13 protein-coding genes are annotated in these 18,730 nt (G+C 39.7%); 9 read left to right on the top strand and 4 right to left on the bottom strand.

The window, feature by feature from the left end; all coding sequences use genetic code 11:
* Window positions 1-45 precede the first annotated feature (45 nt).
* On the top strand, window positions 46-663 hold the full coding sequence (locus IE080_RS05465) for a histidine phosphatase family protein (RefSeq protein WP_189579451.1): 618 nt from the start codon (window positions 46-48) through the stop codon (window positions 661-663).
* Here the strand turns inward: IE080_RS05465 and IE080_RS05460 are convergent.
* From IE080_RS05460 to IE080_RS05450, 3 genes are all read right to left on the bottom strand, one after another.
* Window positions 653-1,075, bottom strand: a complete 423-nt coding sequence (locus IE080_RS05460) for a hypothetical protein (protein WP_189579450.1) — start codon at window positions 1,073-1,075, stop codon at window positions 653-655. The two genes, IE080_RS05465 and IE080_RS05460, sit on opposite strands and share 11 nt — an antisense overlap.
* An 84-nt stretch (window positions 1,076-1,159) precedes the next feature.
* The gene (locus tag IE080_RS05455) at window positions 1,160-1,930 is read right to left on the bottom strand and encodes a zinc ribbon domain-containing protein (protein WP_189579449.1); all 771 of its coding nucleotides are present in this window, start codon (window positions 1,928-1,930) and stop codon (window positions 1,160-1,162) included.
* A gap of 3 nt (window positions 1,931-1,933) precedes the next feature.
* Window positions 1,934-3,034, bottom strand: a complete 1,101-nt coding sequence (locus IE080_RS05450) for a Nif3-like dinuclear metal center hexameric protein (RefSeq protein ID WP_189579540.1) — start codon at window positions 3,032-3,034, stop codon at window positions 1,934-1,936.
* Between the two features lie 47 nt (window positions 3,035-3,081).
* Between IE080_RS05450 and lpxK the strand changes: the two genes are divergently transcribed.
* From lpxK to IE080_RS05425, 5 genes are all read left to right on the top strand, one after another.
* Window positions 3,082-4,149 (top strand): tetraacyldisaccharide 4'-kinase, encoded by a 1,068-nt coding sequence (gene lpxK / locus IE080_RS05445; protein ID WP_189579448.1) that lies wholly within the window; start codon window positions 3,082-3,084, stop codon window positions 4,147-4,149.
* On the top strand, window positions 4,133-6,097 hold the full coding sequence (locus tag IE080_RS05440) for a putative porin (protein ID WP_189579447.1): 1,965 nt from the start codon (window positions 4,133-4,135) through the stop codon (window positions 6,095-6,097). The genes lpxK and IE080_RS05440 overlap by 17 nt, the downstream gene beginning before the upstream one ends.
* 3 nt (window positions 6,098-6,100) lie before the next feature.
* Window positions 6,101-6,712: a MiaE family protein gene (locus IE080_RS05435; RefSeq protein ID WP_189579446.1), complete on the top strand. Its 612-nt coding sequence runs from the start codon at window positions 6,101-6,103 to the stop codon at window positions 6,710-6,712.
* A 112-nt stretch (window positions 6,713-6,824) separates the two neighbouring features.
* Window positions 6,825-8,069 carry an ABC transporter permease gene (locus IE080_RS05430; RefSeq protein ID WP_189579445.1) on the top strand — a complete coding sequence of 415 codons (1,245 nt, stop codon included), beginning with the start codon at window positions 6,825-6,827 and terminating at the stop codon, window positions 8,067-8,069.
* A 1-nt stretch (window position 8,070) separates the two neighbouring features.
* Window positions 8,071-9,759: a GMC oxidoreductase gene (locus tag IE080_RS05425; RefSeq protein WP_189579444.1), complete on the top strand. Its 1,689-nt coding sequence runs from the start codon at window positions 8,071-8,073 to the stop codon at window positions 9,757-9,759.
* 35 nt (window positions 9,760-9,794) lie between these two features.
* Here IE080_RS05425 and mtaB read toward each other — a convergent pair whose 3' ends face one another.
* Complete coding sequence (gene mtaB / locus IE080_RS05420; RefSeq protein WP_189579443.1) at window positions 9,795-11,117, bottom strand: tRNA (N(6)-L-threonylcarbamoyladenosine(37)-C(2))-methylthiotransferase MtaB; 1,323 nt, start codon at window positions 11,115-11,117, stop codon at window positions 9,795-9,797.
* A 232-nt stretch (window positions 11,118-11,349) separates the two neighbouring features.
* Between mtaB and IE080_RS05415 the strand changes: the two genes are divergently transcribed.
* The 3 genes from IE080_RS05415 (at window position 11,350) to IE080_RS05405 (ending at window position 18,705) form a co-directional block, all read left to right on the top strand.
* On the top strand, window positions 11,350-13,512 hold the full coding sequence (locus IE080_RS05415) for a glutamine synthetase III family protein (protein ID WP_189579442.1): 2,163 nt from the start codon (window positions 11,350-11,352) through the stop codon (window positions 13,510-13,512).
* Between the two features lie 460 nt (window positions 13,513-13,972).
* Window positions 13,973-17,101 carry a SusC/RagA family TonB-linked outer membrane protein gene (locus IE080_RS05410; protein WP_189579441.1) on the top strand — a complete coding sequence of 1,043 codons (3,129 nt, stop codon included), beginning with the start codon at window positions 13,973-13,975 and terminating at the stop codon, window positions 17,099-17,101.
* A gap of 29 nt (window positions 17,102-17,130) precedes the next feature.
* A complete protein-coding gene (locus IE080_RS05405; RefSeq protein WP_189579440.1) occupies window positions 17,131-18,705 on the top strand; it encodes a SusD/RagB family nutrient-binding outer membrane lipoprotein in 1,575 nt (524 codons plus the stop codon).
* Window positions 18,706-18,730: the final 25 nt, after the last annotated feature.

Below are 18,730 nucleotides of genomic sequence, written 5' to 3'. Positions count from 1 at the left end.
AGCTAAAACTCTTTTCTTTGGGATATCAAACAAAAATAAAGAATCTTGCCGAGCAAAAAAATTTACTTGGTCCGACACGGACAAACAGATTACAATTTGAAAGGAGTAGTGCAGGGAAGTGGGATAGATGCACCCTTAAATGAGACAGGACTTGCCCAAGCTCAGGCTTTTTTTGAGTATTGTAAGGATGTTCCTTTTGATAAAGTGTATTACACAGGCCTGCAAAGAACCAAGCAGTCTATTCAAGGTTTTTTGGATTTAGGGATTCCTTCTGAGTCTATCCCTGATCTGAATGAGATTTCTTGGGGAAAGTATGAAGGTGTGCCCATGACTCCTTCCGAACATCAATATTATCACTACATGCTGCATAGATGGTCTATCGGCGACTTGAATTATGCGATTGATGGAGGGGAAAGCCCTATACAAGTAGCGGAACGCCTGCAACGTGGGATGGATTATATTTTTTCACAGCCAGGTGAAACACTTTTGATTTGTATGCATGGGCGAGCCATCCGCATTTTAATGGCTGTACTTTTGAGATTGGATTTGAGGTACATGGATGTTTTTCAACATCAAAACTTAGGATTATACCTGCTTCATAGACATGAAAGCGGCACATTTGTGGTAGAAAAATATAATTCAGGAGCTCACTTTAAGGTGTAGCAACTGCTTTGGTGGTTTTTCCGTTTTTCTTGGTTTTGTTGAGCTTCTCTTCCAAACTCGCGTACATGGCATTGAAAATAGCTTTGTTTTCATCCATATCGATGATTTGAAAGGCTATTTCATCTAAAGGAGTGATTTTTGAAGCATTTACTCGAATGAAAAAGTCTCCTAATTGACGTTTATCTATATTGCCAAAAGGTACTTTTACTAAAATAGCTGCATCCGAATTTCCTGCATAGGACTTTGTCTTGAAGATATTCATCAAACTCAGTTCTATATATGCCGTGCTTGTTTTATTTTCTTTGAGTTCGGCTTTATCAAAAAGTATCAAAAAAGTCTTCTCTCCCGGATCATTTGCAAATACCGAAGTCATCATTAAGATACATACGATGGTGAGTGTAAACCTTTTCATGTTAGAAACTTATGAAAGTTTAACGAACTTTCCAAAAAACTGTTTGCACAAAAAAATAAAACCCGGAATTTCCGGGTTTTATTATTAAGCTCTACTGCTTCTTTTTTTCTTGGTTGTTGCTTCTTCTTCCACCTCATCTTCTACACCAGCGAAGATTCGACCGCAATGTTCACAAACAATCAATTTTTTCTTTTCTCTGATATCTGCCTGTCGTTGTGGAGGTACTACGTTGAAGCAACCGCCGCAAGCATTTCTTTTAACCATCACTACAGCCAAGCCGTTTTTCGCGTTTTGTCTGATTTTGGTATAAGATTTCAGTAATCTTTCTTCAATTTTTTTGGAAGCTTTTTCCTTCTCGTTGTTTAATTTAGCTTCTTCGGCCTCACTTTCTGCAACGATGGTATCCAATTCCCCTTTCTTCCCATCCAAATCCTTTTGTCTGTCTTTCAATACTTCTTTCAAAGCTTCGACATCCGTATTTTTCTGTTCAATTTTGGCCTGTGCTTCTCCGATTTTCTTTTTAGAAACCTGGATTTCCAAATCTTGAAGCTCCAATTCTTTGGTGATGGCGTCATACTCTCTGTTGTTTCTGACGTTCATCTGCTGCTCGGTGTACTTTTTGATCAACTTCTCCGATTCTTTGATATTCTCTTTGAATCGTTTGATGTCCTCGTCAAGCATTTGGATGTCAGACTGGAATTTATCCAATCTTGTCTCGTATCCGGCTATTTCATCTTCTAGGTCTTGAACTTCTTCTGGTAGAGCACCTCTAACTTTAAAAATCGCGTCAAGTCTGGAATCTATTTTCTGAAGGTTTAATAAGGCTTCAAGCTTCTGTGCAACTGTACTTTCCATGTACTATATGTAAGTTATGGGATTCGTAACTACTTTTGTCAAATAGAGTGCAATATTAGTAAATTTTTGCGACAATATGTCTGCCAATAATTCTTTTGTGTAGATTTCACTTTCGTAATGTCCAATATCACAAATAACAATCTGATTTTCAGCATCAAAGAATTCGTGGTATTTTACATCAGATGTTATAAAAAATTGAGCACCAGATTTTTTTGCTTGAGAAAGTAAGAAAATGCCTGCGCCTCCACATACAACTACTTTGGATACTTCTTTAGCCAAAAGTTTGGTGTGCTTAACTACTTTTAAGTCCATTGATTGCTTTAAGTGTACTAAAAAAGCTTCCCCACTCATGGGGACTGCTAACTCACCCACCATACCAGCGCCAACTTCTTGATGTTCATTTTCAAGTGATTGCATGTAATAAGCGACTTCTTCGTAAGGATGTGCCAGTTTGAGTGCACTTAAAACCTGTCGTTCAACATGAGACGGTAGCAATACTTCTATGCGAGTTTCAGGTTCCTCATGAGGCTTTCCTGGGCTGCCAATATGCGGATTAGCTTTTTGAGAAGGTGTAAAGGTTCCTGTGCCATCCAGTAAAAAGCTACAGGAGGAATATTCTCCAATTTCTCCGGCTCCAGCAGCAAAGAGCGCTTGCAAGACTTGTTCTGTAGCATTTTTCGGAACAAAGGTGACCAACTTGGAAAGAATACCTTTTTTCGGTGCCAATATTTTGGTCTTCTCCAAACCAAGCAAATCACATATTTTTTTATTGACTCCATGAGCTACATGATCCAAATTTGTATGGATCGCATAAATCGCAATATCATGCTTGATGGCTAGAATTATGGTACGCTCTACGTAATTTCTGCCTGTAAAGCTTTTGAGACCTTTGAATACGATGGGGTGATGGGCAACAATCATATTACAGCCCAATGCTATAGCTTCTTGAACTACTTCCTCCGTAGCATCTAAGGTACAAAGGATGCCTTGAACCACAGCCTGAGGATTGCCAGTTATTAATTGTGCATTATCATAAGACTCCTGGTAAGCAGGAGGCGCAATTTGCTCCAAGTAAGAAACAACTTCCCGAATCGTATATGCCATATATTTTTCTTTTCTTTGTTTCATTCAAAAGTACTTAAAATTCCCTAATGCCCACATATAATCCCTTGCTCTATCTTTTATCCAAGCTGTATGATAAGGCTACGGCCTATAGGAATCATCGTTTTGATACAGGGAAAAAGAAGATGATTTCCTTTGCTGTTCCCAGTATCGCAGTAGGAAACTTGAGTTGGGGAGGTACGGGTAAAACGCCTATGATCGAGTTTCTAATCCGATTGCTTCAGGGAAACTATCGGTTAGCTGTGCTGAGTAGGGGGTATGGGAGGCAAACGAGAGGGTTTATTCTTGCCGGTGAGTCATCTAGTGCCCAGCAAATCGGAGACGAACCATTTCAGATTTACTCCAAGTTTGGTAAAAGTGTTAGCGTGGCAGTAGGAGAGCAGCGGGTCATGGCGATTCCTGAGTTGATCGCTTTGCGGCCTGAGACGGATATCATTCTCTTGGATGATGCTTTCCAACATCGCTATGTAAAAGCAGATGCATACGTGCTACTGACGACCTATCAACAGCCGTTTTTTGAAGACCATGTGATTCCTTTGGGTACATTACGTGAAAATAGACAAGGAGCTCAACGAGCAGACGTGGTGGTAGTAACCAAATGTCCAAGTAATCTGTCTATGGTTGAAAAAGCTCGCTTTCGGGATGAAATCTGTAAGTATACAAACAATCAAGATACACCTGTGTTGTTTAGCAGTCTGCAATACGGTGAACCTTATCCGGTTTCAAGGGCTGCTCAATCATGGACAGGAAAGGTGCTGTTGGTGTCAGGAATTGCGGATGATACGGTATTGAAAAAAGAAGTGGAGGAACGGTATACCTTAGAGGAAGTTGTGACGTTTGGAGATCATCATAAGTACTCCATATCAGACTTACGAATGCTTGCTGAAAAGTGGAAGAAAAACCCTGATTGGGTCCTTTTGACTACAGAAAAGGATGTAACCAAACTTAATGTGCAGGCATTTAGTGAATTTTTGGAAGAAATTCCGATTTTTGCCTTGCCAATGATGCCAACTTTCGACGCGTCCGATCAGCAATTGCTGCAGGAGCGCCTGTTCATGCTTTTGGAGGATAAATTAACGGATGGAGAAGCAAATTAAGTACGTATTTTTATTACTGAGCTGTATCATGCTTGTGTCGATTGCACAGGCACAGCGCCCGCTTCCCGGACAAAACCAGGGCTTTCCGCCCAATCAAGGCCAAAACAGAGAGTTACAAGGAGATCCTGATCAAGAGCGAGGAGACCAAACAGGTCGAAAGAAATTGATCGATGACTCTACCAAAATGGTTTATGGTCCAAAAACAACCCTATACTTTTTGGAAAAAGACATCAAACGCAATCGGATGAAAAAATACGAGGTGGATACCTTGTTGGATAATTTTCATTATTACGAACCCAATGCCAAAAGTGGTTGGAAGTTTCAGGACTTAGGGAATGTTGGGAGTGCGGCCAAGCCTTTGTTTTATCAGGCACCGGTAATGATCGGGACTACCAGTGGATTTCATGCGTACGATCTGTATTATAACTCTACGGATAGCATGAAGTATTACGATACGAAATCGCCCTACACATCAATGAATGCTTTCTACGGTGGAGGGAATAGGAATTTGTTAGATATCGTATTTGCCAGAAATGTCAATCCTCGCTGGAATGTGGGGTTCAACTTCCATACCATTCGTGCTCGAAAAACATTGAACCCTAATCGAAGAGATGATAACTTGGCAGAGCAAAATGCGTATTCGTTGCATACTTCTTACAAGTCTGAGAATGATAGGTACTTGTTGTTGGCGAGTTTTTCCCGAATGCTTCACAATGTCAATGAGCAAGGGGGGATTATTTCTCCTACGATTGATGAAAACTCCTTATTGTTTGCCTATGAGGATGCAAAAGTTTGGTTGCGCAATTCCCGTGCATCTGATTTGAGGCAGGATATACATCTTTATCATGAGTATGAACTGGTCAAAGGCTGGCAGTTATATCATGTGATCGATCGGAGAAATCAGGAGGTTACCTTTAGAACAAATTTGAATTCGCCAGATTCAGCCTTTTTTAATCGCTTCAATCCTGAGCGCTTCAATAATTTAGACAGTACCTTTAATAACAATCAGTTTTTAGAGTGGAGGAATGAAGTTGGGTTCAAAGGTGATTTGGGTCCGATTTATTACAATGCCTTTTTGAAATACCGTACCGGAAGAATGAGGAGCCCGTTTTTCGTAGCTGATAACGGATTTACAGAAGTGTCGGTAGGTGGCGCTTTGAGAGGGGATATTTCTGAGCAATGGAGATTTGAGGCGGAGGGGGAGTATTTGTTTCCCGATGCTTTTAGAATCAAAGGCTTATTTGTGTCTCCTTGGTTAGAGGCTTCATACACCAAAGCACTTTACCGACCTACGTCTTTTCAGCAGTTAGCTCGAGGGAATCATCATCGCTGGAGTAACCGCTTTGCCAATACAGGCTTAGATCAGATTCAAGGGATGCTAAAGATAGATGGTCGCTATTTTTCAATTCGGCCCAACCTGACATTGAATAGAATAAATAATTACGTCTTTTTTAACCAAGAACAGCAAGCTACCCAATCCAATGCAGAGGTGTTCATGGTAATTCCAGGTGTCCGGTCTTCGGTTAACCTCCGAAAAAAACTCTTCTGGGAATCTGAAGTGTACTACACCTTATTAGAAGGTGAGGGAGCAAATAATTTCCGTATTCCATCTTGGTTTATCAATTCTAGGGTGTACTACGAATCCCCTATGTTTAATGATAATCTGTATGTGCAAATAGGAATAGATGGGCGATTTAGGGATGATTTTTTTGCGGATAATTACAATCCGGCAATGCAGCAGTTTTTCTTGCAGGATGAGTTTAATGTGTTTGCGTATCCAATTGTAGACTTCTTTATCAATGCTCGAATCAACCGTACACGAATTTTGTTTCGATTCAATCATTTAAATATTAATACACTGCAGCAGCCGGGATATTTCGTAACACCGTATTATACAGGTCTTCGAAGGGTGTTTGATATTGGGATTAGTTGGCCTTTATTTGATTAGATCATGAGTTGGGAAGAAAGTACAAGACAAAAAATGTTGCATCTCAAGCTGCCTACAGATCCTCGCTGGGTAAATATTGCGGAGATGAATATTGAGGATATACTGGTGGACCATGCCTATTGTGAGCAAAAGGCAGCATCCTCCTGTATTTCCCTGATTGTGAATTTTTTTGATTTTCCGGAGTTGGTAGATGTGTTGACTCCTGTGGTGGCAGAGGAATGGGGGCATTTTGAGCGTGTGTTAGAGCATCTGAAAAAGCGGGGAATGGACTTGGGTAAACCGAGAAAAGATGACTATGTAGTACAGCTTTCTCAGTTTGTAAAAAAAGGAGGCAGCCGGCAGCAGCAATTGACTGAGTACCTATTGATGAATGCCCTAATTGAAGCAAGAAGCTGTGAGCGTTTTAAGTTGCTACATCAGTATATCCAAGACGAGGAACTGAAGAAGTTTTATTATGAATTGATGATTTCCGAAGCTGGCCATTATGTGAATTTTATAGAATTAGCTCGTGAGATTTACGATACAGCTAAAGTCAATTCCCGATGGCAGGAATGGCTGGACTTTGAAGCTGAAGTTATCAGAAATCTAGAGATTCGAGGTGATCGCATGCATTGATAGACTGATTTGTTCATTTTGGATAAAATCTACGCATAGTTTCATCTTTATTCCTTAATATTAAGGTCTGTATTGGAAAAAATTTTTAATTCTGTTCAAACCCGAACATTCTATGAATTTGGTCGAAAATATTAAGGAGGCACTCAGGTCTGTCAAGTCAAACTTGCTTAGAACAATCCTGACTGGAACCATCATTGCTATCGGTATCACCGCTTTGGTAGGGATGCTTACGGCTATCGACGGCATCAAGGCCCAAATCGAAGATAGTTTTTCAGGCTTAGGTGCCAGTAACTTTGATATTCGATCCAAGGGGTTCTCTGGGGGATCTTCTGTTCAGGATGGCAAAGTTCAAAAATCATTTCCTTTGGTCAAATTCCGTGAATTTAAAGCATTTCAACATGAATATAATAATACAGCTCCTTCCACCATTTTTACAACTTTGTCTGGTGCTGCTGAAGTGAAAAGAGGGTCCAAAAAAACCAATCCCAATGTAAGAGTGACGGCTGTCGATGATTTATACTTTAAAATAAAGGCTTTAAAGATTGATAAAGGAAGAAATTTTAGTGCTACAGAATTGCAGTATGGAAACAATGTTTGTGTGATTGGTCAGGATGTTGTTGAAACGTTGTTTGACAAGAAAGAGGATATATTAAATCAATCTATTACATTATTTGGCAATCGTTACACAATCATTGGTGTGCTCGAAAAACAGGGGAGTGTAGGAGGAGGTCCTGGGGCCGATCGTGCTGTATTTATCCCGATAGAAAACGGAGCACGTTTGGATCAGCGAGGAACTTTTAGGTATACGTTGACTGTGAGTGGTTCAGATCCCCTGCGGTTAGATTATGAAATGGGTCAGGCTACGGGATTGATGCGAAAAGTGAGGCAAGATAGAGTAGGAGAGGAGGATTCCTTTGAGATAGCTAAGAGCAGATCAGTAGGTGAGACCTTGGAAGAAGTAGCAGGTTATCTGAGAATCGGCGGTTTTGGGATTGGTTTTATTACACTCTTGGGGGCTGCCATAGGTTTGATGAATATCATGATGGTCTCTGTAACTGAGCGTACCAGGGAGATAGGTATCCGCAAAGCTCTTGGAGCAACACCACTTAGAATTCGTCAACAATTTTTGATTGAAGCGATTGTTATCTGTATTTTGGGAGGAATCCTTGGAGTGATTTTAGGGATAGGAATAGGGAATGTGGTTGCTAATGCTATTGGTCCGGGAGGTTTTTTGATTCCTTGGACTTGGATTATCGTAGCTTTCTTGATCTGTATTTTTGTAGGATTGGCTTCTGGTTATTTCCCAGCAAGAAAAGCTAGTAGATTGGATCCTATTGAGTCACTTAGATACGAGTAAAATGACTACAAATACCTATGATGCAATCGTTGTGGGGTCTGGTATCAGCGGTGGTTGGGCGGCTAAGGAGTTATGTGAAAAAGGTTTGAAAACTTTGGTGCTAGAACGTGGTAGAATGGTCCAGCATAAGACTGACTATCCCACAAGTCTTGCCAATCCATGGGAAATGTCCCATAGGAATAGGATACCACTGACTGAAAAACTCAAAAACCCCATTGTCAATAGATGTTATGCCTATGCAGAAGATACCCAACATTTTTTTGTGCGGGACCAAGAGCATCCTTATCAACAAGAAAAACCATTTGATTGGATCCGTGGCTATCAAGTAGGAGGGAAATCGCTAACTTGGGCACGGCAAACGCAACGTTGGAGTAAATATGATTTTGAAGGTCCTGCTAGAGATGGTTTTGCAGTAGATTGGCCAATCCGATATGATGATATCGCCCCGTGGTACTCATATGTTGAAAAGTTTGTAGGTATCAGTGGTAATAAAGATGGAGTTGATACATTACCTGACGGGGAGTTTCTTCCGCCATGGACAATGAATTGCGTAGAAAAAGATATTCGTGATAGAATCGTAGAGAAATATGCTGATAGAAATGTGCTCATAGGTCGCTGTGCACATTTGACCAAACCCCAAGAACATCATTTGAAATCGGGAAGAGGACAGTGTATGGCAAGAAACCAATGCTATCGAGGCTGTCCCTATGGAGCGTACTTTAGTTCTAACGCTGCAACCTTACCGGCTGCAATGGCTACAGGAAACCTCACTATTAGACCTGATTCGGTTGTACATTCGCTGATTTATGATGATCAATTGGAAAAAGTAACAGGCGTGCGTGTAGTAGACGCTGAGACTAAGGATATGAAGGAGTATTACGCTAAAGTAATATTTTTGAATGCGGCTTGCTTGAATACAAATTTGATTTTACTCAACAGTGTATCAGATAGATTCCCGCAGGGGCTTGGTAATGACCATGGTGTATTAGGAAAATATATAGCATTCCATAATTACAGAGGTAATATCCTAGCTGATGTTGAAGGGTATGAGGATAAGTACTACTTTGGACGAAGACCAACTGCTGTGATGCTACCCAATTTCCGAAATGTCCACAAACAAGAAATGGATTTTCTTCGTGGCTACATGACTTTTTATACGGCAGGAAGAGGTGGTTGGGGAGGTGTAAGGGATGCACCTTTCGGTGAGCAATTTAAAGAACTCAATTCGGAACCAGGTCCTTGGCATGTGTATATGATGATGCAGGGAGAAACTATTCCAAAAGCTTCCAATCAAGTGAGTTTGAGTAAGGATTTGTTAGATCCTTGGGGAATACCTCAGTTAGTTGTCTCGGTAGAATACGATGACAATGATGAGAAGATTTTACAGGATTTTTTCACCCAGGGTTCAGAAATGCTATCGGTAGCTGGCTGTACGAATATCCGAGCGATAGATACAAAACAAGCACCTGGACTGGATATTCACGAAATGGGGGGAGTTCGGATGGGTAGAGATCCTAAGACTTCTATGCTTAATGGATTTAATCAGATGCATACCTGCAAAAATGTCTTTGTAACGGATGGGGCATGTATGACATCTACAGGTACACAGAACCCCTCAATAACGTATATGGCCTTTACTGCGAGAGCAGTTGATTATGCTGTTAGGGAAATGAAAAAAGGGGAGATTTAAATAGTATTGAAAAGGAACTAGCTACTAGTTCCTTTTCAAGTATGCTGTTCATAGACCATTTCAGGTTCTACCACTTCCACATTCCCACGTTCGTTGATACTGGTCAAAGTGACTGTTTTAAGTTCATTGATAAGTAATGGGTCGTATTTGGCAGCAACGCGGATGTAATTTTCTGTAAATCCGTGCATCTGACCATTTTCTACATCTTCTTCAAATAGCACAGTATAAGTTTTGCCTAGATTTTCCTCATAGAATTTTCTACGCTTTTTCTCTGAAAGGATCCTGAGCATTTTGGAACGCTCATTTCGCTTTTTCATAGGTACTATACCATCCATTTCGACCGCACGAGTATTGGCTCGCTCGGAATATGTAAACACGTGGAGGTAGGAGATGTCCAATTCATTTAGAAAGTTGTAAGTCTCCAGAAATAGTTCGTCTGTTTCACCAGGGAAACCTACGATGACATCCACTCCAATGCAGCAATGCGGCATTAGGCTTTTGATTTTTGCTACTCGATCTTCATAGAGTTCTCTCAAATACCTTCTGCCCATTCTTCTCAAAATCGTATTGCTACCTGATTGCAGGGGGATATGGAAGTGAGGGACAAAGTTTTTGGATCTGGAGACAAATTCAATGCACTCATTGGTTAAAAGATTTGGTTCTATGGATGAAATTCTAAAACGCTCAATTCCCTCTACTTCGTCGAGTGCTTGAATCAGATCAATGAATTTTTCCTGTCTTTTCCCATCCTGAATACCGAAATCCCCGATATTGACTCCTGTGAGTACAACCTCTTTGACATCTGTTTGCGCAATCTCTCGTGCGGAAGTCAAAATGTTTTGAATACTGTCACTTCTGCTTTTACCTCTCGCCAAAGGGATCGTGCAAAAAGCACAACCATAATTGCACCCATCCTGCACTTTAAGGAAAGTTCGGGTACGATCGTGCATAGAGTAAGCATTATTGAATGACTTAGCTTCCTGTATTTCAGATGCGAGTACTTTGGTCTCTTGTTCCTTGGCAAAACCATCCAAGAGCTCGATTAGTCTAAATTTTTCAGCAGCCCCCAATACCGCATCAACCCCTTCAATTTCTGCTATTTCTTGAGGTTTGAGCTGCGCATAGCATCCAATAATCGTCACATAAGAGTCTGGAGATATTTTTTTGGCTTCTTTAACGATTTTTTTACACTTCTTATCCGCATTCTCCGTCACCGAACAGGTGTTGATGATGAAAATGTCAGGATTTTGTTCGAATTCTACCTTTTGATACCCTTTCTGCTCAAACATTCTGCTGATCGTGGAGGTCTCAGAATAGTTTAACTTACAACCCAAGGTATAGAATGCTACTTTTTTCACGGGAATTGCTTATTTACGAGGCACAAAGGTAAGGAATAAGTGAGATTTTTCAATTTTCTATTTTTATTGTCAAAACCATGTGTTTTTCATCCATTTACTCCTCATTTGGGCTTGTTTTATTGAAAAAAGTGTAAAAATTTCTGAAAAAGGGTTAAAAAATCAGTCTTTTGCTTTTGAATACATATATTTTTTTAATTTTGTGGGTATAAAATCAAACCACATATTGTAGAAAATGGCAACTTTAAGACAAAGAGCGTTACTAATTGCGCAGGGAAGACCAAAAATTCCTGTGACCCCACCGTCCACTAAGATTTCTGACTTTTATGGAAGTCACGTATTTGGAACAAAGCAAATGAAGGAGTCTTTGGCACCTTCAGTGTATAAAAAAGTAGTTGAAGCGATTGATAAAGGAGCGAAAATTGACCCTGCAACCGCTGAGGAAATTGCATCTGCGGTGAAAGTTTGGGCCCTTTCCAAAGGTGTTACCCATTACACCCACTGGTTCCAACCATTGACTGGTTCTACGGCTGAGAAGCATGATGCATTTTTTGATGCACACGCAGGTATTGAGAAATTCAAAGGTTCTGCTTTAGTGCAACAAGAACCTGATGCATCTTCCTTTCCAAACGGAGGTATTAGATCCACTTTCGAAGCAAGAGGATATACAGCTTGGGATCCTTCTTCCCCAATCTTTATTTTTGATAAAACACTTTGTGTTCCAACCATCTTTGTTTCTTACACTGGAGAAGCACTGGATTACAAAACTCCATTGTTGAAATCCATGGAGGCAGTCAATGATGCAGCTGTTCAAATCTGCCAATTATTTGATAGAAATGTCCGTAAAGTAATTCCTTCTTTAGGGGTTGAGCAGGAGTATTTCGTTATAGATAGAGCTTTGTTTGCCACAAGACCTGATTTGGTGATGGCTGGTAGAACCGTATTTGGTCATAATCCGGCTAGAGGTCAGCAGTTGGAGGATCATTATTTTGGATCTATTCCTAATCGTGTGAAAGACTTTATGATGGATTTCGAGATCGAAGCTCATAAATTGGGCATTCCAGTATCAACCCGTCACAATGAAGTTGCTCCGGGGCAGTTTGAGGTTGCTCCAGTTTTCGAAGAAATCAATAAAGCTATCGACCACAATCAGTTGTTGATGGACTTGATGGAAAAGGTTGCTGAAAAACACAGCTTAAAAGTGTTGTTTCATGAAAAGCCTTTTGCGGGAGTTAATGGTTCTGGTAAGCATAATAACTGGTCTTTGATCACGGATACAGGTGTAAACTTGTTCCAACCTAGTAATTCTGCACGCGAAAATCTACAGTTCTTGACTTTTGTAGTAGCAACTGTAAAAGCGGTTTACGATAATGCGGATTTGTTGAGAGCAAGTATTGCTTCTGCAAGCAACGATTTCCGCTTGGGAGCGAATGAGGCGCCTCCGGCAATCATGTCAGTATTCCTTGGATCTACCCTTACCGCTGTTTTGGATGAGTTGGAGAAAAACGGAAATGTCAAAATTGAAAAGGGTGACAATATGTATATGAAATTGGGAATTTCTAAAATCCCTGAAATCATCCTTGACAATACTGATAGAAACAGAACTTCTCCTTTTGCCTTTACAGGCAACAAATTTGAATTCCGTGCAGTAGGTTCCAGTGCTAACTCAGCAGGTCCAATGACTGTGTTAAACGTTATTGTTTCTGAAGTGCTTAAGGGAATGGCCAAAGACATTGAAAAAGAAATGGCTGCCGGAAAAGAAAAGAAGATTGCTATTGTCAATGTATTAAGAAAATACATCAAGGATAGTAAGAAAATCCGTTTCGAAGGGGATGGTTACTCTGAGGAGTGGGCACAAGAGGCAGAAAAAAGAGGCTTATCCAATTTGAAGAGTACTCCTTTCGCCTTAGATGCATATCGTGATAAAAACGTAATTGCTTTATTTGAGAAGCACGGCGTGTTGAATGAATTAGAGGTCCATGCTCGTCATGAAATCATGTTGGAGAATTACATTAAGAAAGTTCAGATTGAATCCCGAGTGATGGGTGATTTGGCTTTAAACCATGTGATTCCAACAGCGATTCAGTATCAAAATAAACTGATCGAAAATGCTACAGGATTGAAAAACTTGGGCTTGGAAAATAAAGCAGCAATTGAGACCATCAATCAAATCACTGGATATCTAGAATCTCTGAAACAGAATGTCGATGAAATGATTGATGCGAGACGTCATTTGAATAAAGAAGAAGATATCGTAGTAAGAGCTAAAGGTTATTGCACAGATGTGAAAGAAGCTTATTTCGACAAAATTCGTTATGCTGCTGACAAATTGGAATTAATCGTAGATGATGAATTCTGGCCTTTGGTAAAGTATAGAGAAATGTTGTTTATCAAGTAAAGTTATTAATTTAAAGTTACAAGCCTGTTCTCAATGAGTTCAGGCTTTTTTTATGTCAGCTAACTTTTATTCTTGTTTTTGGAGAATTATGTCAATGTTGTCATCTCATATACTAAAAAATTAAAAATTTAATGTTTATACCGTCTATTTGGTTAAAATATTTTTTATAAGATAGTGTATGAATTAATAATTTATAAAAGATTACATACTTACTTAAAAAAAAATTAATAAAAGTTTTTGTAAATGATTTTTTTCGATACATTTACATGTATTAAATTATGAGTATGTCTAAATCATTGATGATTTAATGGTTCTTTTTCCACTTTCGTGAAATTAGATTTTAAGAATGAATCAGTATGCATTGATTTATTTGATTGTTAGAAAAAAATGAAAAGATCAACAGGGAAGTAAGTTCGAATTCCTAACCCAAAATAAATATGATTAACCTTAATTAAATCCTATGAACAGAGCAGTACTATTAATGATTTCACTGGTCTTAAGTTTACTAATAGTTTTAGATTCTTATGCCCAGACAAGAGTGCTTACAGGTAAGATAGTTGATCCTACAGGTGAGCCTATTCCAGGCGTCAATGTCTTGGATAAGCAATCAAACTCAGGTACTACCACCGATTTGGATGGTAAGTACTCAATTCCAGTTACAAATAACTCAGTGCTGGTATTTTCATTTATCGGTTTTAAAGCCCAAGAAGTATTAGTTGGTAACCGTTCGCAACTTGACTTGACTTTACAGGATGATACAGCTGATTTGACAGAAGTAGTAGTCACTTCTTTTGGGATGGAGAAAGACAAAAAGGCATTAGGTTATTCAGTGACCCAAGTAGGAGGTGATAAATTCACGGAGTCTAGAGCCATCAATTTGGGTAATGCCCTAACAGGTAAAATTGCAGGAGTGAATGTTTCTCCTCCGGCTTCTGGTGCCGCAGGTTCTACTCGTGTAGTTATTCGTGGAGGGTCGTCTTTAACCGGTAATGATCAGCCACTCTATGTGGTTAACGGAATGCCAATAGAGACAGGTAATCTTGGAAGTGCCGGGATGTGGGGAGGTAATGATGGCGGAGATGGTTTGGCTTCTATTAACCCTGATGATATTGAGAGTATCTCAGTTTTGAAGGGGAATGCTGCCGCTGCTTTATATGGTGCTAGAGCTGCAAATGGTGTGATCATGATTACTACTAAATCAGGTAAAGCAAGAAAAGGTATTGGAGTTTCCTTAAATAGTAATATCACATTTGATAGAGCATGGGATTTAACAGACTATCAGCGTGAGTTTGGTCCAGGTAGGGATGGTCTTAGGCCATTAACCGCTGATGAGGCGATAGAAATTGGTCAAGGACATTGGGGGCCTAGATATGATGGTGTTCCTTCTATACAGTTTGATGGGGTGTCTAGACCTTACTCACATACAGGAGAGGGGATTAATGATTTCTATAGGACTGGAATGACTATCAATAATTCTGTAGCGCTTAGTGGTGGAAATGAAAAGGCAACCTATCGTTTTGCTTATTCAGACTTGCATAATGAGGATATCATGCCAAATGCTGGATTTAAAAGAAGAGTTTTAAATGTAAATATTAATAGTAAACTAGGAGAGAAGTTGACCTTAGATTTCAGTGGTCAATACTCCAATCAAGATGCTCAAAATAGACCAAGATTGTCAGATTCTCCGGGGAATGCAAATTTCTCAGTTTTCAACAGACCTGGCAATGTACCATTTTCTGCTTTAAGAGGTCCTGGGGATAAGTTGGGGGCAAATGAGGATTTACTTGAATTAAGATATCAGCAAAACGTTTTCCAAACCAATCCTTATTGGGCAGCACATCAGTTTTCAAGATCAGACGTTACTGATAGGGTTCTTGGTCAGGTTACATTAAAATATGATATTACTGATTGGTTATATATCATGGGTAGAGCGGGTACAGACTATCAAGCGAGAACCGATAATGCCTACGAACCTTGGGGTACTGCTTACAGACCTAGAGGAAGTTATAATTTAACAAAATTGACTTTAAGAGAAGATAATTTAGATCTGTTTATTGGTGGACAGAAAGATTTTGGAGATTTTTCGGTGGATGCTATGGTGGGCGCTAATAGAATGAGAAGGTCAAGTGAGGCATTGAGTGGTGGAGGGAATGATTTAGTCGTTCCATTCTTTCACAGTGTTCGAAATGTCGCTGAACCGGTAGTCGGATACAACTTCTCTGAATGGGGTATCAATTCTATATTTGGTTCAGCAAATTTTGGATACAAAAACTTCTTGTTCCTAAACCTAACAGCGCGTCAAGATCAATTTTCTACCTTAGCTCCAGATAACAGTAAATTATTTTACCCTTCTGTAGGAACAAGTTTTGTATTGAGTGATGTAATTGAAATGCCAAAAGCTATCACTTTTACAAAATTAAGAGCTTCTTGGGGACAAACAGGCGGTGGAGCTCCAATGCCTTATGCTTTGAATCTCAATTATGGATTAGTGGGCGCTGGTCACTTGGGTGGTAGTCTTGGACAAATCAATAATGGGTCAATTCCGAATAATGCACTTCAACCATATTTATCCACAGAGTATGAAATTGGCGGTGATTTCAGATTTTTAGATAATCGAATTGGTTTAGATTTTGCCTATTATAATAGAAATACCACCAATGATATTTTGGCAACTGGGATCTCTGCAACCTCTGGTTTCAATTCCACAATTGTTAATATAGGAGAGTTGAGAAATCGTGGTGTTGAATTATTATTGAACATCACAGCCATAAGGAATAAAGATTTCCAGTGGGATTTCTCATTCAATTATGCGAATAATCAGAGTATGGTGCTCAGCTTAGGCAATGACGCTGAAGGCGACCCAATAGAATTTATCAACCTTGATGAATCTCGATTAAGAAGAGAAAGAATTCGTCACATCGTAGGTCAGCCACTTGGAATGATTGCTGGATTTAAGCATAAAACTATCAACGGGCAGAAAGTATATGATGATGATGGCTTACCTGTTTGGACAGATGGTTTGGAGACAATCGCAGAAGCAAGGCATCCAGTTTCTGCGGGTCTAGCTAATAACTTTTCCTATAAGGGTTTCAGGTTGATGGTTTTGCTAGACATGAGATACGGAGGTAGTTTAGTTTCGGGTACAAACTTTTTTGCTTATTCCAATGGATTGCACAAAGAAACTTTGGTTGGACGTGATGGTGGTCTGACAGTGTCTGGCGTAGATAGAAATGGTGAAGCCCGAACGTGGGAAATACCAGCTGTGACTGGTGATCCAAATAATTATTGGTTGAATAATTATTATAGTCGCTATGCGCAGGTTACTGAAAATATTGTATATGATGCGTCTTTTGTTCAGTTAAGAGAATTGTCATTTGGGTATACAATACCAAGGACGCTTTTAGCTAAAACCCCATTTGAGTCTGCTAGTATATCATTGGTCGGTAGGAATTTAGCTTTGCTTTGGTCTAATGTTCCAAATATCCATCCCGAGTCAGCATACACAGTGTCAGGTAACGCTCAGGGTTTAGAGTTCTTTGCAATGCCAGTGGCTAGAAACTTTGGTTTTAATATAAATGTGAATTTCTAAATACCCTGAACAATTAAATTGAAAGAATTATGAAAACGATTAATAAATTTATAGGTATTTTATTAGCATTCACACTTGTGTTTTCATCTTGTAATGAGCAAGAGCTATTAGACCTCAATGTGGATCCGAATGCGGTAACAGATATGGATATGCAATTTTTGTTTTCTCTAGCGACTCTTAGAATTGCTGGTGAATATGAAAATACTAGAGCAAATGTATTATATGCTGCTCCAATGATACAGCATATTGCATCTTTAGCTGGTTATTTCAGTGGGGATAAATATTTCTACAATCCACAATATAGTGGAGCTTATATGGAGCGTCATTATACCGATGTGATCCGTTTATATTCTCATGTGATCAATAGAACCCAAGATGATCCTGCGGAAGCTAATGTGTATGCGGCAGCCACAGTTATGCGTGTATTTGACTTGCACAGAATGACAGACATTTATGGTGATATACCGTACTTCCAGGCAGGAAGAGGTTTGGAAGGTGCTGAAAATTGGTTTCCAGTTTACGATAGTCAGCAGGAAATCTACGAAGATATGATTTCTTCTTTGAGAGATGCAAGAGGGAAATTTTCTCCTGCTGCTCGTGGGTTGGGTAATCAGGACTTTATGTACGGGGGCAATCTTGATCAATGGAGAAAGTTTACGAACGCTCTATTGATGAGAATCGCTATGCGAATGAGTAAGGTTAACCCTACTAGGGCTAGAGAGGTCTTTGTAGAGGCAAATAATAGTGGGGCATTTCAGTCTATTGCAGATAATGGTTACATTCACTTTACTACGGGACCTATTGGTGTCAATAGAAATGGATTAAATGATGGACTTTGGAATACGTACAAGTATTCTAGAGATTGTAAAATTAGTAAAACATTCATGGATTGGATGAAAGCTAATAATGATCCGAGATTGATGATAGTGTCTGGGGGGTTAGGAGATCCGGAAAGACCAGAAACTTGGAATACAGATCCAGCAGCGCAAAGAGGAATGCCAAATGGTTATAACTCTGCTACACTAAGGACAATCTTGTCTCCGGAGGATGTGGCAATATTTGATACCCCCGGTGTCGGTAATAGAATGTTTTCCATGCTAAACCTTAAATATTTAGATTGGGAAGATCCTTATTGGTTAATTTCTTATGCCGAAGTGGAGTTAATGAAGGCTGAAGCCGCAGTGTTGGGTTGGATTACTTCTGACGCATCAACACATTTTGCTAATGGAGTTGCCGCCGCAATCAATTCTTGGGTAGATTTTGACGCCTCATTTGCTAGATCTCCTGCTGAGATCAGCGCTTACATTGCAGGAAGAGGTTTCGAAGCAGCCTCTACACAAGACAAACTCCGTCTTATAGGTGAAGAATATTGGGCAGCCACCTGGTTGAATTCAATTGAATCTTGGGCTAATTGGAGAAGAACAGGGTTTCCTGTTTTAGAGCCTACGCAAGATCCAAATAGATTTGAAGCGAATGAAATTCCTCGACGTCTAAGATACTGGGAAGATGAAATTGGTAACAATCCTCAAAATTACCGTTCTGCTGTTAGTAGGATTGGAGGAGATTTCTTCATGACTAAAACTTGGTGGGATGGTGGAAATTAAAAGCTCATAATTTGTTGTTAGTCCC

Origin of the sequence: Mongoliitalea lutea (assembly GCF_014652135.1) — a bacterium.
Lineage (GTDB): Bacteria > Bacteroidota > Bacteroidia > Cytophagales > Cyclobacteriaceae > Mongoliitalea > Mongoliitalea lutea.
This window is presented reverse-complemented; position numbering and strand designations above follow the sequence as displayed.